The sequence below is a fragment of the Xenophilus sp. Marseille-Q4582 genome (assembly GCF_916700565.1).
In the GTDB taxonomy this organism is placed as follows: domain Bacteria; phylum Pseudomonadota; class Gammaproteobacteria; order Burkholderiales; family Burkholderiaceae_C; genus Xenophilus.
Genome location: NZ_CAKAKO010000004.1, coordinates 441,828 through 463,518 on the forward strand (window position 1 = coordinate 441,828; position 21,691 = coordinate 463,518).

Genomic DNA, 21,691 nt, shown 5'->3' on the forward strand with positions numbered 1-21,691 from the left:
GCGGGGCCTGTCCCCCCCTGCGCGCGGCTTGCAGGCGAAATGCAGATGCAGCGCAGCGCGTCCGGCAAGCGCGCTTAGAGCGGCTAAGAACGTGTTCAAAGTCTCACCCTCTTGATGTGAGAAGCTCGGTGGGTGAGAAAAGGCTACCCCAGCGACATCAAGCGCGAGCAGTTCGAGGTGATCCGGCCATTGCTGGAGAGTGCGCGCAGAAAGACTGCCCCACGCAAAGTGGAGCTGTACGAGGTGTTTTGCGCCGTGCTTTACCTGCTGCGCACGGGCTGTCAGTGGCGGGCACTGCCCAGTGACTTTCCCAAGTGGCGCACCGTGCACTCGTACTTTGCCATCTGGAGCGAGCCACGCGAGGGTGGCAGCCTGCTGGAGCAGGCATTAAAAAAATCAGGTTGGCGCGGCCCGCGAGAAACTGGGGCGCAACGCCTGCAGCACGCTCTTGATCGTGGACGCGCAGAGCGTGAAGAACACGGACACGGCGGGCTTGAAGGGCTATGACGCAGGCAAGAAGGTCTCGGGCATCAAGCGCCACATCGCGGTGGACACCCAGGGATTGCCGCATGCGATAGCGGTGACCACGGCCGAGGTGACGGACCGCAAAGGCGCACTGCAGGCGCTACAGCGCTGCAAGCCCCGGTTGAGCCGGCTACAAAGCCTGCTGTGCGATGCAGGCTACATCGGTCGGCCGTTCGCGCAAGGCGTGCAGCAGATTCTGGGAGGGCATGTGACGGTGCAGATCGCCAAGAGAAGCGAGCTTCACACTTTCAAGGTGATGCCCAAGCGCTGGGTCGTGGAACGCAGCTTTGCCTGGCTGGACAAGAACAGGAGGCTGTGGAAGAACTGCGAGCGATGGCTCAACACCAGCCTGCAGTTCGTCCACTTGGCATTCTTGGTGCTCTTGCTCAAGAGACTTTGAACACGCTCTAACAAAACGGTGGGAGATGGCGAATGCAGATAACGCAGCAGGCCAGCGAGAGCAACGCGACATGAATGTCGATGCGGCGCTCGAAACGAGTACGCAGCTTGCCGAAGGCGGCCAGCCAGGCGTGCGTGCGCTCGACCACCCAGCGATGACGCCCGAGCCGGTCGTTGCGTTCGATGCCGCGCCGGGCAATACGCGAGGTGATCCCCAGCTTGCGCAGGTGAAAGCGGCAGCGAGCATAGTCATAGCCCTTGTCGGCATGCAGTTTGTGCGGCCAGCGCCTGGGCCGACCGCGACAGCCACGTACCGCTGGCAACGCGTCGACCAGTTGCTCGAAAACCACCGAGTCATGCCGGTTGGCGCCCGTGACGCAGAAGATCAGTGGGATGCCTTGGCGGTCCGTGATGATGTGGCGCTTGCTTGCGAGTTTGCCCCTGTCCGTGGGGTTGGGGCCGGTGTAGTGGCCCCCCGGGGGCTGGCCACACTGGCCGCATCCATGCTCGCACGGCTGAAGTCCAGTTTGCCGGCGCCGCGCAATTCACCGAGCAACAACAGATGCAGGCGATGCCACACGCCCGCAGCCTGCCAATCACGCAGACGCCGCCAACAGGTCATGCCACTGCCGAAGCCCAGTTCCTGGGGCAACTCCTCCCAGGGAATGCCGGTGCGCAGCACGAACAGAATGCCGTTCAGGGCCATCTCGTCGCTCACTCGTGGGCGACCGCCTTTGGCCGAGGCAACGACTACCGGCAACAGCGGGGCAACCTTCTTGAACAGCGCGGCGCTGATTTCTCTATTCCTGTTTCGACCCATGCCTCATCAAACACCAATCAAGCGCTCGATGATGACATGGTTTTGTTAGTAGCTCTTAGCATCGGAAGATGACTGCACCGACGCCGGACCTGGGCGCCGCCTTCGAGCGAGCGGCCATCCTGATCGCTGAAGCCGACGCCCTCCTGGTCGCGGCCGGGGCGGGGATGGGCGTGGATTCGGGGTTGCCGGATTTCCGGGGCACCGACGGCTTCTGGAAGGCTTACCCGGCCCTGGGCCGCTCGCGCATCGATTTCTTGCGCATCGCATCGCCGGACGCCTTCCGCCGACAGCCCGAACTGGCCTGGGGCTTCTACGGCCATCGGCTGGCGCTCTACCGCCAGACGGTGCCGCATGCGGGCTTCGGGCTGCTGCGCCGGTGGATCGCGCAAGCGCCCCTGGGCGGCGCCGTCTTCACCAGCAACGTGGATGGACAGTTCCAGCGCGCGGGCTTCGACGCCGACTGGATCGACGAATGCCACGGCTCGATCCACCACCTGCAATGCCTGGCGTGTTGCCACCCGGGCATCTGGCCCGCCGACGGCTTCCTACCCGAGGTGGACGAGGAGCGCTGCCTGCTGCGCAACGCGCCGCCGCGCTGCCCGCGTTGCGGCGGGCTGGCGCGACCGAACATCCTGATGTTTGGCGACGCGCAGTGGCTGGAGGCGCGCGAGCGCGGCCAGGCGGCGCGTCTGGAGCAATGGCTGGCGCAGGTCAGCCGGCCGGTCGTGATCGAGCTCGGTGCCGGCACGGCCGTGCCGACGGTTCGGATGTTCAGCCATCGCGTGCTGCAGACGCTGGGTGGCCGGCTGGTCCGCATCAATCCGCAGGAAGCGCGGGTGCCCGGCAGCGGCAACGTGTCCATCGCCCTGGGCGCCCTGGACGGGCTGCGCGGCATCGACGGTGCGCTCCAGCGTGTGGGCTGATGCGGTGGGCGGCCGGATCGCGCAGGCCGCCCTGGCGTCGAAACTCTGGCCGAAGGGCCGTCCGTGCACTTCCGCGCACCTGGGTTCATCCCGGCGATGCCGTCTTCCCGCTTGGAAAGAGGCGGTGGGCGAACCTCACCACCATCGCCACCAGGGCCGTGCCGGCTGGCGCTGCTCGATGGGCCGCGTGTCCAGCCGGTCCAGCAGGTGTGCTGCGGCGCCGAAGCGGTGGGCCGCCGCCGAGGTGTCGCGCGTGCGTGTCCGGCCCATCGGCGAACCTGAAGGCCGGCCGGCCAGTGCTGCGGGAATGGGGGCGAGGGGGTTCATGCCACGATTCTGAAGTGGGCAGCCCCCGGGCTTCTCAAATCGCGCCCGCTGCCGACACCCCCGACCTCCTGCCGACTGACAAAGAAAAAGCCCGCTGTCCGAAGACAGCGGGCTTTTCATGCTTGGTGCCGGAGAGATGAATCGAACACCCGACCTTCTCATTACGAATGAGCTGCTCTACCGACTGAGCTACACCGGCGAAGCCTCAGATTATATAGCCATTTTTCAGCTTTGTGCGTGGTAGCTCGTCACGCGCTCCACTTCGTTCTTCGAACCCAGGAAGACCGCGACGCGCTCGTGCAGCTTGGCGGGTTGCAGGTCCAGGATGCGCTCGCGGCCGTTGGTGGCCGCGCCGCCGGCCTGTTCGACCAGCCAGGCCATGGGGTTGGCCTCGTACATCAGGCGCAGCTTGCCGGCCTTCTCGGGCTCGCGTTTGTCCCAGGGATACATGAAGACGCCGCCGCGCGTGAGGATGCGGTGCACGTCGGCCACCATGCTGGCGATCCACCGCATGTTGAAGTCCTTGCCGCGCGGGCCTTCCTTGCCGGCCAGGCATTCGTCGATGTAGCGCTTCACGGGGGCATCCCAGTGGCGCATGTTGCTCATGTTGATCGCGAATTCCTTGGTGTCGGCCGGGATCTGCACGTTCTCCTGCGTGAGCACGAAGCTGCCCTGTTCGCGGTCCAGCGTGAACATGGCCACGCCGTCGCCCACGGTGAGCACCAGCGTGGTCTGCGGGCCGTACACGCAGTAGCCGGCCGCCACCTGCCTGCAACCGGCCTGCAGGAAGTCCGCTTCCTGCACGCCCGGATGCTCTTCGGGCTTCTTCAGCACGCTGAAGATGGTGCCGATGCTCACGTTCACGTCGATGTTGCTGGAGCCGTCGAGGGGATCGAACAGCAGCAGGTATTCGCCCTGCGGGTAGCGGTTGGGCACGACGTAGATGCTGTCCATTTCCTCGCTGGCCATGGCGGCCAGGTGCCCGCCCCATTCGTTGGCTTCGATCAGCACCTCGTTGGCGATGATGTCCAGCTTCTTCTGCACTTCGCCCTGCACGTTCTCGCTGCCGGCCGAGCCCAGCACGCCGCCCAGCGCACCCTTGTTCACGGCCTGGCTGATGCTCTTGCAGGCGCGGGCCACCACTTCGAGCAGCAGGCGCAACTGCGCAGGGATCTTGCCGTCGACGCGCTGCTGTTCGACGAGGTAGCGGGTGAGGGAAATCTTCGATGCCATGGTCTTGTCCTTCGGTCAGTGGGCCTGCAGCGCGCGCGTGACGACTTCCAGCGTGTCCTTGCTCAGGTCGGGCTTGGCGGCCACGCGGGCGATCGCCTCGCGCGCGGCCGTGCGGTAGGGCTCGGCCAGCTTGCTCCAGCGGTCCATCGCGCGCGCCAGGCGGGCGGCCACCTGCGGGTTGATGGCGTCCAGTTCGATCACGCGCTCGCTCCACCACACGTAGCCGGCGGCGTCGGGGCGGTGGAAGGCGCCCGGGTTGGCGCTGCAATAGCTGAAGATCACGCTGCGCGCGCGGTTCGGGTTCTTGATCGAGAAGTCCGGGTGCTTGGTGAGCTGGCGCACCAGCGGCAGCACGTCGCCGCCGCGGTCGGGCGCGCCGGCCTGCAGCGCGAACCACTTGTCGATGACCAGGGCCTCGTCCTTGAACATCGCATGGAAACGGGCCAGCGCCTGCTGCGCGAGCGGGTGGCCCGAGACCACCAGGGCCGACAGCGCGTTGAAGCGGTCGGTCATGTTGCCGGCGTCCTTGAAGCGCTGCAGCGTCTTGCCGGGCCACACCGTGTCGCCGTTCTCGCGCGCGGCCAGGCACAGGTGCGTGAGCGCCATGCCGGCCAGTGCGCGCCGGCCGGCCGAGGCCGGATCGGGGCGGTAGGCGCCGGTGTCGCGGTGCTCCTCGTAGGCCCATTGCCAGTCGTCCGCCAGCGCGGTGGCCAGCTGCTGGCGCATGGCTTCGCGCACGACGTGCACGCGCTGCGGGTCCACCACGTCCAGTTGCTCGGCGATGTAGCCTTCGGACGGCAAGGTGAGCACCAGTTCCTTGAAGGCGGCGTCCAGCTGCGGGTGGCGCAGCACGTCGCGCATGGCGGCGATGAAGCCGGCGCTGAGCACGGGTGTGCCGGCCGCCTGCGGCTCGCGGATGGCGGCCAGCGCGGCGCGCAGCGCCAGGCGCTGCGCGGCCTCCCAGCGGTTGAAGGGGTCGCTGTCATGCGCCAGCAGCGTGAGCAGTTGGGCGTCGCTGAAGTCGAAGTCCAGGATCACGGGCGCACTGAAGCCGCGCAGGATCGAAGGCACGGGTGCGCTGTCCAGGCCGGTCAGGCCCGTGAACACGAACTGCTCGCTGGCCTGCGACAGCACCAGGGTGCGCGCATCGCCGACGGGGGCAGTCTCGCCTTCGAGCTGCAGCGGCAACGCGCGGCCGTCGGCGCTCACCAAGCCCAGGTTCACCGGAATGACGAAGGGCTCCTTCTGGTCCTGGCCCGGCGTGGGTGGGCAGCTTTGGGTGAGCTGCAGGGTGTAGCGGCCGCTCTCCGCGTCCCACCGGCCCTGGGCCGCCAGGCGCGGCGTGCCGGCCTGGCTGTACCAGCGCTTGAACTGGGGCAGCAGGCGCGCGAGTTGCGAATCCGGGTTGGCGTCCGCGATCGCCTGCGCGAAGTCGTCGCAGGTCACGGCCTGGCCGTCGTGGCGGTCGAAGTACAGCTGCATGCCGCGCGTGAAGCCGGCGCGGCCCACCAGCGTCTGCATCATGCGCACCACCTCGGCACCCTTCTCGTAGATGGTGACGGTGTAGAAGTTGCTGATCTCGATGTAGCTGTCCGGGCGCACCGGGTGCGCCATCGGACCCGCGTCCTCGGGGAACTGCGCGCTGCGTAACACGCGCACGTCCTCGATGCGCTTGACCGCGCGCGCCGAGGGCTCGGCGCACAGGTCCATGCTGAATTCCTGGTCGCGGAAGACCGTGAGGCCTTCCTTGAGCGAGAGCTGGAACCAGTCGCGGCAGGTCACGCGGTCGCCGGTCCAGTTGTGGAAGTACTCGTGGCCGACCACGCTTTCGATGTTGGCGAAATCGGCATCGGTGGCCGTCGCCTGGCTGGCCAGCACGTACTTCGTGTTGAAGATGTTCAGGCCCTTGTTCTCCATCGCGCCCATGTTGAAGTCGCTGGTGGCGACGATCATGAAGCGGTCCAGGTCCAGCGGCAGGCCGAAGCGCAGCTCGTCCCAGACGATGGAGTTCACCAGCGATCGCATGGCGTGCTCGGTCTTGTCCAGGTCGCCCGCGCGCACGTAGACCTGCAGCAGGTGCTCGCGGCCGTTGCGGGCGCGGATGCGCTGGCTGCGCGAGACCAGCTTGCCCGCCACCAGGGCGAACAGGTAGCTGGGCTTCCTGAAAGGGTCGACCCACTTGGCGAAATGGCGGCCTTCCGGGAGCTCGCCTTCCTCGACCAGGTTGCCGTTGGACAGCAGCACCGGGTACTGGGCCTTGTCGGCGCGCAGCGTCACGGTGTAGCTGGCCATCACGTCCGGCCGGTCCAGGAAGTAGGTGATGCGGCGAAAGCCCTCGGCCTCGCATTGCGTGAAGAAAGTGTCCTGGCTCACGAACAGGCCCATGAGCTGCGTGTTCTTGGCCGGGCAGCAGGTCGTGAAGATCTCCAGCTCGAAGGCCTCGCCGTCGGTGAAGGGCAGGCCGTCCAGCACCAGCTGGCTGCCTTCCATGCGGAAGGAGGCGCCTTGGCCGTTGACCAGCACGCGCGCCAGGTTCAGCTCGTCGCCGTCCAGGCGCAGCGGCTGCACCGGCACTTCGGTGTTGCGGCGCACGCGCATCCTGTTGAGCACGCGGGTCTTGGCCGGGTCCAGGTCGAAGGTGAGGTCCACCGTGTCGATCCACCAGGCGGGCGCCGTGTAGTCTTCACGGCGGATCGCCACAGGCTGGCCCTGGGCATCACGAGAGAGCAGCATCGAGCGTCTCCAGAAAGTTCGATTGGATGAGTTCGTGGTAGTCCCGCACCGCCGCGATCACGTGCGGGCCGGCCAGTTCTTCGGCGCTGTGCGTGCTGCAAACGGCCACTGCGCGCATGCCGCCGCGTCGCGCGGCCTCGATGCCGAAGGGGGCGTCTTCGAACACGATGCAGCGTTCGGGCGCCACGCCGATGCGGCGCGCCGCCTCCAGGAAGATCGCGGGCGTGGGCTTGCCCGCGAAGCCTTCGTCGCCGCCCACGAGGGCCTGCGGGGCCGGGTCCATCTTCAGGCGCTGCATGACGAAGGCGATGTTGTGGCGGTCGCCGGCCGTGCCCACCGCCAGCTTCAGGCCGCGCGCGGCGGCCAGGCGCGCGAAAGCCGTGAAGCCCGCCACCTCGGCGAAGCGCGCGTCGAAGAGTTCGCGGTAGATCTCTTCCTTCTCGTGCACCAGCGCCAGGCATTCGGCCTCGGACAGCTCGCGCTCGAAGACCTCGCGCATGCACTCGGCGCCGGTGCGGCCCGTGGTGCGGCGCAGGATCTCGCCGGCCGGCATGGCGATGCCGTGGCGCCGCGTGAACTCCACCCACGACTTCGCATGCCAGGGCATGGAGTCGACCATGGTGCCGTCCATGTCGAAGATCAGGCCCTGCACGGGCAGGGCGGGGGCGTGCGGGGCGGACACCGTCAGACGCCCTGCTTCAGCGAAGCTTCGATGAAGGCGTCCAGGTCGCCGTCCAGCACCTTCTGCGTGGCCGAGATCTCGACGTTGGTGCGCAGGTCCTTGATGCGGCTGTTGTCCAGCACGTAGCTGCGGATCTGGTGGCCCCAGCCGACGTCGGTCTTGGAGTCTTCCAGCTTCTGCTGCTCTTCCTGGCGCTTGCGCATTTCGTGGTCGTACAGGCGCGAGCGCAGGCGCTTCCACGCCACGTCGCGGTTGCTGTGCTGGCTGCGGCCGTCCTGGCACTGCACCACGATGCCGGTCGGGATGTGCGTCAGGCGCACGGCCGAGTCGGTCTTGTTGATGTGCTGGCCGCCGGCGCCGCTGGCGCGGTAGGTGTCCACGCGCACGTCGGCCGGATTGATCTCGATCTCGATCGAATCGTCGATCTCGGGGTAGACGAAGATCGAGGCGAAGCTGGTGTGGCGCCCGCCCGAGGAATCGAAGGGCGACTTGCGCACCAGGCGGTGCACGCCGCTTTCGGTGCGCAGCAGGCCGTAGGCATATTCGCCCTCGATCTTGATCGTCGCGCCCTTGATGCCCGCGGTGTCGCCCGGGGATTCGTCTTCCACCGTGGTCTTGAAGCCCTTGCGCTCGGCGTACTTGAGGTACTGGCGCATCAGCATGCTGGCCCAGTCCTGCGCCTCGGTGCCGCCGGCGCCGGCCTGGATGTCCAGGAAGCAGTTGAGCGGGTCGGCCGGGTTGCTGAACATGCGGCGGAACTCGAGGGCCTCGATTTCCTTTTGCAGTTCGGCCGAGTCGTCGGCGATGGCCTGCAGCCCGGCTTCGTCGCCTTCTTCCTTGCTCATCTCGTAGAGCTCGGAGTTGTCGGCCAGCTCGCGCGTCAGGCGGTCGAGCACCAGCACGATGCCGTCCAGGGCCTTCTTTTCCTTGGCCAGTTCCTGGGCTTTCTTGGGGTCGTTCCAGACCGCCGGGTCTTCGAGGCCGGCGTTGACGGTTCTCAGGCGTTCGGCTTTGGCATCGTAGTCAAAGATACCTCCGGAGGTCGACCGTGCGGGTGCTCAGGTCGTCCAGCGTGGTGCCGATCTGGTTGATGCGTTCTGCGTCCATGGTGATGTGTCCTGTCTGTGTGGGGCGCGCGGCCTGCGGGCAGGCCGGGCGAAGAGAAGCGGCCCCGAATGGGGGAAACCCGCGATTTTCTCATGCATGCCGCCGGCGCACGGCCGGGGCTCAGGGCGGCGCGGCCTCGCGCGGCAGCGTCACCACGAAGGTCGCGCCTTCGCCGGGCTGGCTGTGCACGCGGATCTGGCCGCCATGCGCCTGCACGATCTCGCGCGTGATGAACAGGCCCAGCCCCAGGCCGGCCACATGCTGGCGGCCGGATTCGGCGCGCTCGAACTGCTCGAAGATGCGGGCCTGGTCCTCGGGCGCGATGCCCTGGCCGCGGTCGCGCACCTGCAGGCAGGCCTGCCCGCCGCGCTCGGCCACCTCGATGTCCACCGGCTGGCCGCCGCCGTAGCGCAGGGCATTGGTCAGCAGATTCGTCAGCACCTGCTCCAGGCGGAACTCGTCCCACACGCCGGGCACGGCCGCGGGGGCGCGCAGGCGCAGTTCCACGCCCGCGGCCTCGGCCTGCTGTGCCAGGCCGTCGACCACGCGTGCCGCCAGCGCCGCCAGGTCGCAGGGATGGGGCTTCATCGACAGGCGGCCGTTGCGCAGGCGCGTGACGTCCAGCATGTCGTCGATCAGCCGCACCATGCTCTGGATCTGCCGCTGGTCGCGCTCGTTCATGTCGCGCAGCTTCTCGGGCGTGAAGGCGCCGGCCACGCCGCGCGCCAGGTGCAGCTTGCGCAGCTGGGTTTCGAGCAGCAGCGTGTTGAGCGGCGTGCGCAGTTCGTGCGAGACCATGGACATGAAGTCGTCGCGCATGCGCACCGCGCGCTCCAGCTCCAGCCGCGCGGCCTGCAGGTCGTCGACCAGCGCCCGCTGGCGTTCCACCTCGCGCATCAGGGCGCGGCGGCTGGCATACAGCTCCACGAAGATGCTGACCTTGCTGCGCACCACGTGCGGGTCCAGCGGCTTTTGCAGAAAGTCGACCGCGCCGCTTTCGTAGCCTTTGAAGGCGTAGTTCATCTCGCGGCCCGCCGCGCTCACGAAGATGATGGGAATCTGCCGGGTGCGCTCGGTGCCGCGCATCAGCTCGGCCAGCTCGAAGCCGTTCATGCCGGGCATCTGCACGTCGACCAGCGCCAGTGCGAAATCGTGTTCCAGCATCAGCGCCAGCGCGGCCTCGCCCGAAGCGGCCTGGAACACGCTGCGCTGCGGCCCGCGAACCAGCGCATCCAGCGCGACCAGGTTCTCCTTGAGGTCGTCGACCAGCAGCAGCTTGCTTTCAATCTGATGGGGCATGCAGGGCGTCCAGTTGCGTCAGCAGGTGGTGAAGTTCGGGCAGGGCCAGCACATGGTCCGGCGAAAAGAGGGCGAGGGCGGCCTCGGGCATCTGCGGCATGGCCGCGTCGGCCGGGTGCTGCACGGCCGTGAGGCCGCCGGCCGCGGCGATGGCGGCCAGGCCGCGCGCACCGTCCTCGTTGGCGCCGGTGAGCAGAAAGCCCGCCAGCCGCGGCCCGTAGGCGTCGGCGGCCGATTCCATGAGCAGGTCGATGGAGGGCCGCGAGTAGAGCACGGGCGGCTCGCAGCTCAGCGAGAACACACGGTCGCGTTCGATGAACAGATGGTAGCCCGGCGGCGCGAAATGCAGGGTGCCGGCGGCCACGGGCGCCTTGTCCTGCGCCTCGCGCACCGGCGCGTGCATGCGGCGCGCGAAGATCTCGGCCAACCGGCTGTCGCGCCCCTCGGGCAGGTGCAGCACCACCACCAGCGGCAGGTGCCAGGGCTGCGGAAGTTCGTGGAACAGCCGCATCAGCGCGTCGATGCCGCCGGCCGAGGTGCCGATGGCCACCAGGTCGACGCTGGGCAGCGCGGTGCGGCGGCGCTCGATCATGACAGCTTGCGGAAGATGCGGTCCGCGCGCGCGATCGCCTCGAACTGATCGCCATGGGCCGAGAAGTCGATGCTTTCCTTCGAGCCCAGGCCGAGGAAGCCCCGGTGGCACAGCGAATCGAGGAACAGGCCCAGCGCGCGGTCCTGCAGCCGGCGGTTGAAGTAGATCAGCACGTTGCGGCACGACACGAGCTGCGTTTCGGCGAATACGCTGTCGGTGGCCAGGCTGTGGTCGGCAAAGATCACGTTGGCGCGCAGCGAGGGGTCGAAGCGCGCCGAGCCGTAGGCGGCCGTGTAGTAGTCGGAGAAGGCGCGGCGCCCGCCAGCGCGCTGGTAGTTGGCGGTGTAGCCGCGCACCGCCTCGGCCGAGAAGATGCCCTGGCGCGCCTTCTCCAGCGACTGCGGGTTGATGTCGGTGGCATAGATCAGCGCGCGCTCCAGCAGCCCTTCCTCGCGCAGCAGGATCGCCAGCGAATACACCTCTTCGCCCGTGCTGCAGCCCGCGACCCAGACCTTGATCGAGGGGTAGGTCTGCAGCACGGGCAGCACGTGCTCGCGCAGCGCGACGAAATAGGACGGGTCGCGGAACATCTCACTCACGGGCACCGTGAGGAACTGCAGCAGCCGCGCGAACACGTCCGGGTCGCGCAGCACCTGCTCCTGCAGCGCCGAGATGCTGCGAAAGTCCATCTGCGCGAGCGCGTGCGCCACGCGCCGCTTCTGCGACGCGCCCGTGTAGTCGCGAAAGTCGTGGTTGTAGCGCAGGTAGATCGCCTCCATCAGCAGGCGCAGCTCGATGTCGCCGGCGCTCGGCGGCGGCGGGGCCGCCTTGGCCGCCGGCGCGCCGTGCGGGCGTTCGGGGCCGTCGTCCGGGTCGAGGCGCGTGCTCACAGGCGCTCCATGTGCGGCATCCACACGCGCAGCAGCGAGAACAGGCGGTCCAGGTCGATGGGCTTGGCCAGGTAGTCGCTGGCGCCGGCGGCCAGGCACTGCTCCTGGTCGTCCTTCATGGCCTTGGCCGTCACGGCGATCACGGGCAGCTTGGCGAAGCGCCTGTCCTGCCGCAGGCGTCGCGTGGCTTCCAGGCCGTCCATCTCCGGCATCATCACGTCCATCAGCACCAGGTCGATGTCGGGCACGGCGCCCAGCTTGTCCAGCGCCTCGCGGCCGTTGCGCGCCACCTCGATCATGGCGCCGCGCTGCTCCAGCGCGCTGGTGAGCGCGAAGATGTTGCGCACGTCGTCGTCCACCAGCAGGATGCGCCGGCCTTCGAAGACGCGGTCGCGCTCGCGCGCCGTGCGCAGCATGCTCTGGCGCTCGCTCGACAGCTGGGCCTCCACCTTGTGCAGGAACAGCGTCACCTCGTCCAGCAGCCGCTCGGGCGAGCGCGCGCCCTTGATGATGATGGAGCGCGAATAGCGCATCAGCTCGGCTTCTTCCTCGCGCGTGAGGTTGCGGCCGGTGTAGACGATCACCGGCGGGAAGGAGCAGATCTCTTCCGAGGACATGCGCTTGAGCAGCTCGCCGCCCTGCATGTCGGGCAGCCGCAGGTCGGTGATCATGCAGTCGAACACGCGCTCGCGCAGCAGCGCCAGGGCCTCCTCGCCCGTGGCGACGGCGGTGATGCGCACGTCCTCGTCCGCGATCAGTTGCACCACGGCCTCGCGCTGCACGTCGTCGTCTTCCACCAGCAGCACCTGCTTGACGGTCTGCGAGAGCTTGGCGTCCAGCCGCGTGAACACGGCCTGCAGCTGCTCGCGCGTGGTGGGCTTGAGCGCATAGCCCACGGCGCCCAGGTGCAGGGCGGCCTCGGCCTGGTCCTGCGCCGACACCACGTGCACCGGGATGTGCCGGGTGCGCGCGTCGTTCTTGAGCTGCTGCAGCACCGCGAGGCCCGGGCTGTCGGGCAGGCGCATGTCCAGCAGGATGGCCTGCGGCTGCAATTGCAGCGCGAGCGCGAAGCCTTCCTGCGCGCCCTGCGCGACGGCGCAATGCCAGCCGTACTCGTGCGCCAGGTCGTACAAAATGCGCGCGAACTGCGGCTCGTCCTCGATCACCAGCACGCGGCGGCGGTCGCCGGGCGGCAGCGCGCGGTCGTCGTCGAAAGCGGGCGCGGGGGGCGCCGCCACGGGCGCGGCCTGTGCGGCGGCGGCAGAGGGCTGCAGCGCCGCCGGGCGCGGCGCGGCGTGCGCCGTGACGGCCGGCGCGGGCGACTGGCCGGCCTCGGGCAGCGGCTTCGCCATGTCGGCCGGCAGGGTGAGCGTGAAGGTGCTGCCCTGGCCCGATGCGCTGCGCACGCCCAGCGTGCCGCCCAGCAGGGTCGCGAGGTCGCGCGAGATGGACAGGCCCAGGCCCGTGCCGCCGTACTTGCGGCTGGTGGTGCCGTCGGCCTGGTGGAAGGCCTCGAAGATCAGCGCCTGCTGGTCCGGCGCGATGCCGATGCCCGAGTCGATGACCTCGAAGCGCAGGCCGTCCTCGTGCGCGCGCGACACCGACAGCACCACGCGGCCTTCGTCGGTGAACTTGACGGCATTGGACAGCAGGTTCTTGAGGATCTGCTCCAGCCGCTGGCGGTCGGAGATGAGCTGCGCGGGCGCGTCGGGCGCGACGTCGATGCGCAGCTCCAGCCCCTTTTGCGTGGCCAGCGGCGTGAAGGTGGCGCGCAGGCTTTCCACCAGCCGCGGCACCGGCACATGCTCGGCATGCACGTCGAGCCGGCCGGCTTCCACCTTGGCGATGTCCAGCACGTCGTTGATCAGCGCCAGCAGGTCGTTGCCCGAGGAGTAGATGGACTGCGCGAACTTGACCTGCTCCTCGCTCAGGTTGCCCTGCGGGTTGTCGGCCAGCAGCTTGGACAGGATCAGCGAGCTGTTGAGCGGCGTGCGCAGCTCATGCGACATGTTGGCCAGGAATTCGGACTTGTAGCGGCTGGCGCGCTGCAGGTCGTCGGCGCGCTGCTCCAGGTCCTGCTGGGCGCGGCGCAGCGAGGCATTGCGCTGGTCCAGCTGTTCGGTGCGCTCGGCCAGCTGGCTGTTGGTCTGCTCCAGTTCGGCCTGCTGGTTTTCCAGATGGGCCTGCGATTCCTTGAGCGCGCGCGACTGCTCCTCGAGCTCCTCGTTGGCGGTGCGCAGCTCTTCCTGCTGCACCTGCAGTTCCTCGTTGAGCTGCTGCGTCTCGGCCAGCATCACCTGCAGGCGCTCGCGGTAGCGGGCGGCGGCCATGGAACTACCCGCATCCTCGGCCACGTTGCGCATCAGCTCCAGCACGCGCGCATCGGGCTCGGCCAGCAGGCCCAGCTCGATCACGCCGTTGACTTCGCCCTCGTGCGCGATGGGCAGCAGCAGCAGGGTGTGCGGCGCGCCTTCGCCCAGGCCGGAGTTCACGCGCAGGTAGCCCTCGGGCACGGGCGAGATGCGCATCAGCGTGCCGCCCGCCGCCGCCTGGCCGACCAGGCCTTCGCCCGGCAGCACGGTCTGCGGGCTGGCCTCGGCCTCGCGCGAGAAGCCGTAGCTGGCCACGCGGCGCAGGCCGCCCTGGGCTTCGAGCACGTAGGCCGCGCCCACCACGCTGCCCGCATGGGCGGCGAAGAAGCGCAGCACCTTGGCACCCAGGTCCTGCGCCGTCAACTGACCCACGGTCTGGCTCGCCAGCTCGGTCTGCGCCCCGCGCAGCCAAGCCTGCTCCTGCAGCAGCGCCGCCTGCGCGGCCTGCTCCGCGATCGTGTGGCGGTAGGCGTCCGACAGGTTCATCATCTGCCGCCGGCCGAAGAAGGCCAGCACGCCGCTCACGAGCAGGCTGAACAGCAGGTAGCCGATGACCACGCCGATGGCGGTGCGGTTGGCCAGGCGGTTGCGCGCATCGCGCAGCGCCCGCTCGGCCTGCACGAAGGCGGTGGACGTGGTGCGGATCTCGTCGGCCAGCTGCTTGCCGCGGCCGGCCTGAAGGATGTCCTCGATGGGTTCGCCCCTGCGCTTGCGCTCGATCACCTCGTACGCATAGTCGGCCCAGCGCTGCTGCAGGTCGCCCAGCTCGGTGGCGCGCGCGGCCTGGGGCGGGTTGTCCGCCACCAGCGTCAGCATTTCGGCGAGCAGCTCGCGTGCATGCCGCTCCGAGGCTTCGAAGGGCCGCAGGAACTCCTCGTTGCCCGTGAGCAGGAAGCCGCGCACGGCCGACTGCATTTCGGCCTGCTCGCGCTGCGCTTCCACCGCATCGCGCGTGACGCGGTCGGTGTGCTCCACCCAGCTGATCACCGACAGCAGATAGAAGATGAGCGCGACGAAGACCAGCGCGCCCGCCAGGCCCAGCAGCAGCGGGAGCTTGACGTTGCGCGCCAGCAGGCGGCGGAAATCCTGTTGTTCGATGGCGGTCGGCTTTTCCACGGGCTTCATGGCGAGGCGAGGTAGGCAAAACCGCCGCACTCTGCCCGAGTTTCAGCCGGCTGGCTGTCGGAGAGCAGCCCGAGTCCGCTTGGCGGCCGCCCACCGGCGCGCCTGGGTGAGCGCTCGCTGCCGCGCCGCAAGCGCGGGCCCCGGCTCAGCCGCGCTGCAGGAAGTCCTCGATCAGCACGGCCGCCTCGGCGGGCCGGTCATGGTGCAGCATGTGGCCGGCGTCCTCCACGCGGGCCACGCGCACGTCGCGCACCGATTTCAGCCGCTCGTGGTATTCGTCCAGCCCATAGCGGCTGCCCCACCAGCCGCTCAGGCTGTCGTCGCTGGCCTCCACGGCCAGCACCGGCGCGGTGATGGCGGCATACAGCGCCAGCATTTCCTCCACCCGGAACAGGTTCGCGTTGACGATCTTGTGGGCCGGCTCGCCCAGGATCTCCCAGCGTGGCTCGCCGTCCGGCCCCGGCCTGGGCTGCGCCCACTGCCGCGCCAGCCACTCGGCCTTGTCGGCGGCCAGGCGCGGGTTGGTCTTCATCAGGCGGCGGGCCACGCCCTCCGGCCCGGCGTAGGTCGACAGATCCATTTCGCCGCGGTGCAGGCGCTTGAGCTCGTCGATCCAGCGGGCGTAGCGCTTGGGCGCCTCGTCGGGCCGGAAGGCTGGCATGCCGAAGCCCTCGAGGTTGACCAGCCGGCGAATGCGCGCCGGCCGCACGCCGCCGTAATGCATGGCCACGTTGCCGCCCATGCTGTGACCCACCAGGTCGATGGGCCGCTCGCCTGCGTAATGGTCGAGCAGCCAGTCCAGGTCGGCCAGGTAGTCGGGCAGCCAGTAGTTGTCGGCGCCGCCGCCGGGTGTGAGGCCGAAGCCGCGCCAGTCGGGCGCGATGATGAAGCGTGATTCGCGCATCGCGTCGACCACGAACTGCCAGGAGGCGCTCACGTCCATCCAGCCGTGCAGCAGCACCAGCGGGGCGCGATCCGGCGAGGGCTGGCCCCACAGCCGCACGTGGTAGTCCAGCGTGCGCACGCGCACGGTTTCGGAGCGGGCGGCGCGCCGGGGCTGGTAGAGGGGGAGCGGGGGCGAGGCGGACATGGGCGCCGATCATAAAAAGGGCGGGCCCGTTCGCGAGTCCGGCAGTCGACAACGGGGCCGGCGCCCTGCCGAATGCGGGAAAACCTGTGCAGGAAAGACCCGCTGCGAGCCCCGGTGAGCGCGGTCTAAAGTGGTTGTCACAAAGACACCAACAAAGGAGACGCGTCATGGTCCATTCCCTCCGCCGCACGCCGCGCGGGCTCGCCATCGCCCTGCTGGCCGCCGCCGGCGCGCTGGCCCAGGCCGGCACGGTCACGGTGATCACCTCCTTCCCCAAGGACCTGACCGACGCATACAAGAAGGCCTTCGAGGCCGCCCACCCCGGCATCAAGATCGAGGTGCTGAACAAGAACACCACGGCCTCCATCGCTTACATCAAGGAGCTGCCCGCGGGGCAGCGGCCCGACGTGATGTGGGCCAGCGCGCCCGACGCCTTCGAGGTGCTGGCGCGCGACAAGCTGCTGACGGCCGCGCCCGAGGTGAAGAACCCGCACACGCCGGCCAGGATCGGCAACTACCCGATCAACGACCCGGGCGGCCTGTACTACGGGCAGGCCCTGGCGGGCTACGGGCTGATGTGGAACACGCGCTACCTGCAGGCCCACAAGCTGCCGGTGCCCAAGGAGTGGAGCGATCTGGCGCGGCCCGAATACTTCGGCCACGTCGCCATCAGCTCGCCCTCGCGCTCGGGCACCACGCACCTGACGGTGGAAACGCTGCTGCAGGGCGAGGGCTGGGAGAAGGGCTGGACGCAACTGCTCGAGATCATGGGCAACGCGGCCGCGGTGACCGATCGCAGCTTCGGTGTGCCCGACGGCGTGAACAGCGGCCAGTACGGCATCGGCCTGGTGATCGATTTCTTCGGGCTCTCGGCCAAGTATTCGGGCTTTCCGGTCGAGTTCGCGTACCCCAGCGTGACGGCCGTGGTGCCGGCCAACATCGGCCTGGTCACCGGCGGCAGGAACGCCGAGGAGGCGAAGAAGTTCATCGCCTACACGCTGTCGGCGCCGGGCCAGCAGATCCTGCTGGATCCCAAGATCAGCCGCCTGCCCATCCTGCCCTATGCCGACCTGAAGGTGCCCGTCGGCTACCCCGACATCCAGGCCGTGGCCAAGCGCGCGAAGGTGCAGTTCGACTCGAAGCTGTCGGAGTCGCGCTACCAGGTGGTGGTGAGCCTCTTTGACCAGATGGTGACCTTCCGCCTGAAGGAACTGCAGGCCGCGACGCGCGCCATCCACGAGGCCGAGAAGCGCCTGAAGGCCAAGCCCAACGCGCAGGGCAGCGACCTGGTCAAGCAGGCGCGCGGCTACGCCTACTCGCCGCTGGTGGGCAGCGACACGGTGAAGAACGAGCAGTTCCTCGAGCTGTTCCGCAAGAACCGGCGGGACGTGGAAGTCTCCAAGCAGCTCACGGGGCAGGAAGAGATGTGGGCCTCGAAGGCCCGGGCCAACTACGCCAAGGCCACCGAACTGGCGAAACAGGCCGCGGCGCTGGCCAAGTGAGCGGCGCACCGATGACGGCCGCCGCCCCGGTGGCCGGCGCCACGGCGCGCCCGGGTGCGGGCTGGGGTGCCTGGTGCGTGGCCGGTGCGGTGCTGGCCTTTCTGCTGGCTTTCCTGCTGATCCCTGTCGGGCTGGTGATCTATACCGCCTTCGTGGATCACACGGGGGGCTTCACGCTGGGCCACTTCGCCACCTTCTTCGACCAGAGCCTGTTCAAGGAGGCCTTCCTCAACAGCCTGATGGTGGCGCTGGCCAGCGTGTGCTTCGCCTCGCTGATCGCCATTCCGCTGGCCTACCTCACGGTGCGCTTCGAGTTCCGCGGCGCGCTGCTGATCCAGACGCTGGGCGTGCTGCCGCTGGTCATGCCGCCTTTCGTGGGCGCGGTGGCGCTGCAGTTGATCTTCGGGCGCAACGGCAGCGTCAACCTGCTGCTGGACGAATGGTTCGGCTTCAAGGTGCCGATCATGGAAGGGCTGGTCGGCGTGGTCTTCGTCGAGAGCATCCACTACTTCCCTTTCATCCTGCTGAACCTGGTCGCGGCCATGCGCAACATCGACGGCGCGATGGAGGAGTCGGCCCAGAACCTGGGCGCACGCGGCTTTCGCCTGTTCCGCCGCATCATCTTCCCGCTGGCCATGCCGGGCTACCTGGCCGGCGCGGCGCTGGTCTTCGTCAAGGTCTTCGACGACCTGGGCACGCCGCTGGTCATGGGCGTGACCAACATGCTGGCGCCACAGGCCTACCTGCGCATCACCTCGGTGGGCATCGACGATCCGATGGGCTACGTCATCAGCGTGCTGATGATCGGCTTCTCCATCTTCGCGCTGTGGCTGGCCGCGCGCATGACGGTCGGCCGCGACTATGCCACCCTGCAGAAGGGCGGCGGCAGCCTGCAGCGGCGGCGCCTCAAGGGCTGGGAGTCGCTGCTGGCCTACGGTTGGATCGCGCTCGTGCTGGCCGTGGTGCTGGCGCCGCACCTGGCCATCCTGCTGATGTCCTTCGCGCAGGTGTGGAGCTTCTCGGTGCTGCCCGACGCCTACACGCTGCAGCACTACCAGACCGTGTTCGGCGACGCGCAGCACATGGTCGGCAACACGCTGCTGTACTGCCTGCTGGCCGCGGGGCTGGACGTGGTCATCGGCACCGCCATCGCCTGGCTGATCCTGCGCACCACGCTGCCCGGGCGGCGCTGGCTGGATTCACTGGCCTCGGTGGCGCTGGCCATCCCCGGTCTGGTGCTGGCCATCGGCTACCTGCGCCTGTTCAAGGGCGTGAACATTCCCTTCACCGATTCGCCCGTGGTCACGAGCTGGGTGCTGATCATGCTGGCCTACGCCGTGCGGCGCCTGCCCTATGCGCTGCGCGCCTGCATGGCGGCGCTGCAGCAGGTGCACCTGTCGCTGGAAGAGGCGGCGCAGAGCCTGGGCGCCACGCGCTGGCGCACCGTGCGGCGCGTGATGGTGCCGCTGATGGCCGGCGGCATCCTGGCCGGCTTCGTCACCAGCTTCATCACGGCAGCGGTGGAGCTGTCGGCCACCCTCCTGCTCACTTCCACCGAAAGCCACGCGCCCATGAGCTATGGCATCTACCTCTACATGCAGAGTGCCTCGGGCCGCGGGCCCGGCGCGGCGCTGGGCGTGCTGGCGGTCGTGGTGGTGGGACTGGGCACCTGGGCTTCGCACCGCTTCGCCGAACGCACCCGCACGCCGGAGAAAGCCGCTTCATGACCCTGAACAAGATGAACTCCGCCAGCCTCGAGGCGCGGCACGTCAGCCTGAGCTACGGCGCCACCGAGGTGCTGCGCGACATCACGCTCAAGATCGAGCCGGGTGAATTCTTCGCGCTGCTCGGGCCCTCGGGCTCGGGCAAGTCCACGCTGCTGCGGCTGATCGCCGGCTTCAACCAGCACCAGCGCGGTGAACTGCTCGTGGACGGACAGGACATCACGGGCGTGCCGCCGCATGCGCGCAACATCGGCATGGTGTTCCAGAGCTACGCGCTGTGGCCGCACATGAACGTGTGGGACAACGTGGCCTTCGGCCTGGTGGAGCGGCGCGAGTCGCGCGACGCCATCCGGCGCAAGGTGGGCGCCGCGCTGGAACTGGTGGGCCTGGCCGACTACGCCAAGCGCCGGCCCGGCCAGCTTTCGGGCGGGCAGCAGCAGCGCGTGGCGCTGGCGCGCACGGTGGTCATCGAGCCCAAGCTGCTGCTGCTAGACGAGCCGCTGTCCAACCTCGACAAGAACCTCAGGGTGCAGATGCGCGACGAACTCAAGCGCCTGCAGCGCACGCTGGGCCTGACCACCATCTTCGTCACGCACGACCAGGAAGAGGCCATGACCACCGCCGACCGCATGGCCGTGCTCGACGGCGGCGTGCTGCAGCAGGTGGGCCCGGCCACAGGCCTGTTCGACGAACCCGTGAACCGCTTCGTGGCCGGCTTCGTGGGCACGGCCAACCTGCTGGAAGGCCGGGTTCAGGCGGTGGAGGCGGGCGGTACCGTCCGCTTCGACGCGCAGGGCATCGGTCCGCTGCACCTGCCGGCGGCCGGCCTGGCCGGGCCCGTGCCCGGGCCGGGCGCGGCCGCCATGGCCTTCCGGCCGCATCACGTGCTGCTGCAGGCGCGCGGTGCGGCCGCCGAGCCGGGACGGCTCTGGCTGGACGCCACGGTGGAGAGCGCCGAGTTCCTGGGCGAGTTCTCGCGCTACCGTCTGCGTGTGGGCGAGGCCACCGTCGTGGCCGACCAGCCGCACTATGCGGGCCACCCGGTGCTGGCGACGGGTACGCCGGTGCGCGTGGGCATCGCGCCGGCGCAGGTGCGCTTTCTGTCCCATTGAGCGCGATGCGCACGGCCCCGCGCGTCCATGGGCGGACTGACGGCGGGGCACGGGCGGCCATGGAGGGCAAGGCAGGTCTTGCCGCCGACGCCTGCGCCGCGCGCGCCGCGGCGGTAGCATGCCCGCCATGAATCTTCCCCAAGTCCCCCTCGGCCGCAGCGAGCTGCGCGTCACCCCCATCTGCCTCGGCACCATGACCTTCGGCGAGCAGGTCGACGAGCCGACCGCCCACGCCATCCTGAGCCGTTCGCTGGAGCGCGGCGTCGACTTCATCGACACGGCCGAGATGTACGCCGTACCGGCCCGCAAGGAGACCTACGGTGCCACCGAGACCATCATCGGCAACTGGTTCGCGAAGAACCCTGGCGCGCGCCAGAAGCTGACGCTCGCCACCAAGGTCGCCGGCCCCTCGCGCGGCATGCCCTGGGTGCGCGAAGGCGCCGGCATGACGGCGGCCGACATCGTGGCGTCCTGCGAGGGCAGCCTCCGGCGCCTGCAGACCGAGGTCATCGACCTCTACCAGATCCACTGGCCCGAGCGCAACGTGCCGGCCTTCGGCAACATCTACTACGACCCCAAGCTCGAGCGCACGCAGACCTCGATCCACGAGCAGCTCGAAGCGCTGGGCGGCCTGGTCAAGGCCGGCAAGGTGCGCTACATCGGCCTGTCCAACGAGACGCCCTATGGCGTGCACGAGTTCGTGCGCCTGGCCGAGCAGCACGGGCTGCCGCGCGTCGCCACGGTGCAGAACGTGTATTGCCTCGTGAGCCGCGCGCTGGAGAACGGTCTGGACGAGACCATGCACCGGCTGGACGTGTCGCTGCTGGCCTACTCGCCGCTCGCCTTCGGCCTGCTCACCGGCAAGTACGACCTGAGCGGCACCACCGGCCCCGACGCGCCGAAGGGCGCACGCATCGCCAGCTACGAGTCGGTGCGCAAGCAGCGCTGGGGCCGGCCCGAGGCGCTCACCGCCGCCCGCCGCTACAACCAGCTCGCGCGCGACCACGGCCTGACGCCCGCGCAGATGGCGCTGGCCTTCTGCTACACCAAGTGGCAGGTGGCCAGCACCATCATCGGCGTGACCTCGTTGGCGCAGCTCGACGAGGACCTCGACGCCTGGGGCACCACGCTGTCGCCGGAGCTGCTGGCGGAGATCGACAAGATCCGGTGGGAGTTGCGCGACCCGGCGGCCTGATCCGGCCAGGGCCGCGGGCGGCCGCGGCAGAATCCGGCTTC

17 protein-coding genes and 1 tRNA gene are annotated in these 21,691 nt (G+C 68.9%); 6 read left to right on the forward strand and 12 right to left on the reverse strand.

All coding sequences use genetic code 11. The annotated features are described in order from the left end of the window. The first annotated feature begins 132 nt into the window (after positions 1 to 132). Positions 133 to 925, forward strand: a protein-coding gene (locus LG388_RS17425; RefSeq protein WP_086009121.1) for an IS5-like element ISStma16 family transposase whose coding sequence is annotated in 2 segments (ribosomal slippage) — positions 133 to 392 and positions 391 to 925 — 795 coding nt in all. Because the reading frame shifts where the segments join, the coding sequence is not laid out codon by codon here. A 7-nt stretch (positions 926 to 932) separates the two neighbouring features. Here the strand turns inward: LG388_RS17425 and LG388_RS17430 are convergent. After that, a protein-coding gene (locus LG388_RS17430) for an IS5 family transposase (protein WP_225783982.1) occupies positions 933 to 1,744 on the reverse strand; the annotation gives its coding sequence in 2 pieces (ribosomal slippage) (positions 933 to 1,408 and positions 1,408 to 1,744; 813 coding nt in all). Between the two features lie 68 nt (positions 1,745 to 1,812). Between LG388_RS17430 and LG388_RS17435 the strand changes: the two genes are divergently transcribed. Beyond that, on the forward strand, positions 1,813 to 2,667 hold the full coding sequence (locus tag LG388_RS17435) for a Sir2 family NAD-dependent protein deacetylase (RefSeq protein ID WP_225783992.1): 855 nt from the start codon (positions 1,813 to 1,815) through the stop codon (positions 2,665 to 2,667). Between the two features lie 135 nt (positions 2,668 to 2,802). Here LG388_RS17435 and LG388_RS17440 read toward each other — a convergent pair whose 3' ends face one another. The 11 genes from LG388_RS17440 to LG388_RS17490 all read right to left on the reverse strand — a co-directional run bounded on the left by LG388_RS17440 (position 2,803) and on the right by LG388_RS17490 (position 16,117). After that, positions 2,803 to 2,994 (reverse strand): hypothetical protein, encoded by a 192-nt coding sequence (locus tag LG388_RS17440; protein ID WP_225783993.1) that lies wholly within the window; start codon positions 2,992 to 2,994, stop codon positions 2,803 to 2,805. 123 nt (positions 2,995 to 3,117) lie between these two features. Further along, positions 3,118 to 3,193: transfer RNA gene (locus tag LG388_RS17445), tRNA-Thr, on the reverse strand. A 26-nt stretch (positions 3,194 to 3,219) separates the two neighbouring features. Next, on the reverse strand, positions 3,220 to 4,227 hold the full coding sequence (locus tag LG388_RS17450) for a class 1 fructose-bisphosphatase (protein ID WP_225783994.1): 1,008 nt from the start codon (positions 4,225 to 4,227) through the stop codon (positions 3,220 to 3,222). 15 nt (positions 4,228 to 4,242) lie between these two features. Continuing rightward, a complete protein-coding gene (gene pepN, locus LG388_RS17455) occupies positions 4,243 to 6,960 on the reverse strand; it encodes an aminopeptidase N (RefSeq protein ID WP_225783995.1) in 2,718 nt (905 codons plus the stop codon). Further along, positions 6,944 to 7,642, reverse strand: coding sequence for an HAD family phosphatase (locus LG388_RS17460; protein WP_255632187.1), 699 nt, complete (start codon positions 7,640 to 7,642; stop codon positions 6,944 to 6,946). The genes pepN and LG388_RS17460 overlap by 17 nt, the downstream gene beginning before the upstream one ends. A gap of 2 nt (positions 7,643 to 7,644) precedes the next feature. Then, a protein-coding gene (gene prfB, locus LG388_RS17465) for a peptide chain release factor 2 (RefSeq protein ID WP_225783996.1) occupies positions 7,645 to 8,749 on the reverse strand; the annotation gives its coding sequence in 2 pieces (ribosomal slippage) (positions 7,645 to 8,667 and positions 8,669 to 8,749; 1,104 coding nt in all). 120 nt (positions 8,750 to 8,869) lie between these two features. Then, positions 8,870 to 10,048, reverse strand: a complete 1,179-nt coding sequence (locus tag LG388_RS17470) for a hybrid sensor histidine kinase/response regulator (protein WP_225783997.1) — start codon at positions 10,046 to 10,048, stop codon at positions 8,870 to 8,872. Then, positions 10,032 to 10,640 carry a chemotaxis protein CheB gene (locus LG388_RS17475; RefSeq protein ID WP_225783998.1) on the reverse strand — a complete coding sequence of 203 codons (609 nt, stop codon included), beginning with the start codon at positions 10,638 to 10,640 and terminating at the stop codon, positions 10,032 to 10,034. Before LG388_RS17475 ends, LG388_RS17470 begins: the two co-directional genes overlap by 17 nt. Then, positions 10,637 to 11,530: a protein-glutamate O-methyltransferase CheR gene (locus LG388_RS17480; RefSeq protein WP_370630189.1), complete on the reverse strand. Its 894-nt coding sequence runs from the start codon at positions 11,528 to 11,530 to the stop codon at positions 10,637 to 10,639. Before LG388_RS17480 ends, LG388_RS17475 begins: the two co-directional genes overlap by 4 nt. After that, positions 11,527 to 15,027 carry a response regulator gene (locus tag LG388_RS17485; RefSeq protein WP_225783999.1) on the reverse strand — a complete coding sequence of 1,167 codons (3,501 nt, stop codon included), beginning with the start codon at positions 15,025 to 15,027 and terminating at the stop codon, positions 11,527 to 11,529. The genes LG388_RS17480 and LG388_RS17485 overlap by 4 nt, the downstream gene beginning before the upstream one ends. Before the next feature lie 145 nt (positions 15,028 to 15,172). Beyond that, a complete protein-coding gene (locus LG388_RS17490; protein WP_225784000.1) occupies positions 15,173 to 16,117 on the reverse strand; it encodes an alpha/beta fold hydrolase in 945 nt (314 codons plus the stop codon). A gap of 167 nt (positions 16,118 to 16,284) precedes the next feature. Between LG388_RS17490 and LG388_RS17495 the strand changes: the two genes are divergently transcribed. The 4 genes from LG388_RS17495 (at position 16,285) to LG388_RS17510 (ending at position 21,650) form a co-directional block, all read left to right on the forward strand. Further along, the gene (locus LG388_RS17495) at positions 16,285 to 17,619 is read left to right on the forward strand and encodes an ABC transporter substrate-binding protein (RefSeq protein WP_225784001.1); all 1,335 of its coding nucleotides are present in this window, start codon (positions 16,285 to 16,287) and stop codon (positions 17,617 to 17,619) included. An 11-nt stretch (positions 17,620 to 17,630) separates the two neighbouring features. After that, a complete protein-coding gene (locus tag LG388_RS17500) occupies positions 17,631 to 19,346 on the forward strand; it encodes an iron ABC transporter permease (RefSeq protein ID WP_225784002.1) in 1,716 nt (571 codons plus the stop codon). 11 nt (positions 19,347 to 19,357) lie between these two features. Further along, a complete protein-coding gene (locus LG388_RS17505; protein WP_225784414.1) occupies positions 19,358 to 20,455 on the forward strand; it encodes an ABC transporter ATP-binding protein in 1,098 nt (365 codons plus the stop codon). Between the two features lie 127 nt (positions 20,456 to 20,582). After that, positions 20,583 to 21,650 (forward strand): aldo/keto reductase, encoded by a 1,068-nt coding sequence (locus tag LG388_RS17510; protein WP_225784003.1) that lies wholly within the window; start codon positions 20,583 to 20,585, stop codon positions 21,648 to 21,650. Positions 21,651 to 21,691: the final 41 nt, after the last annotated feature.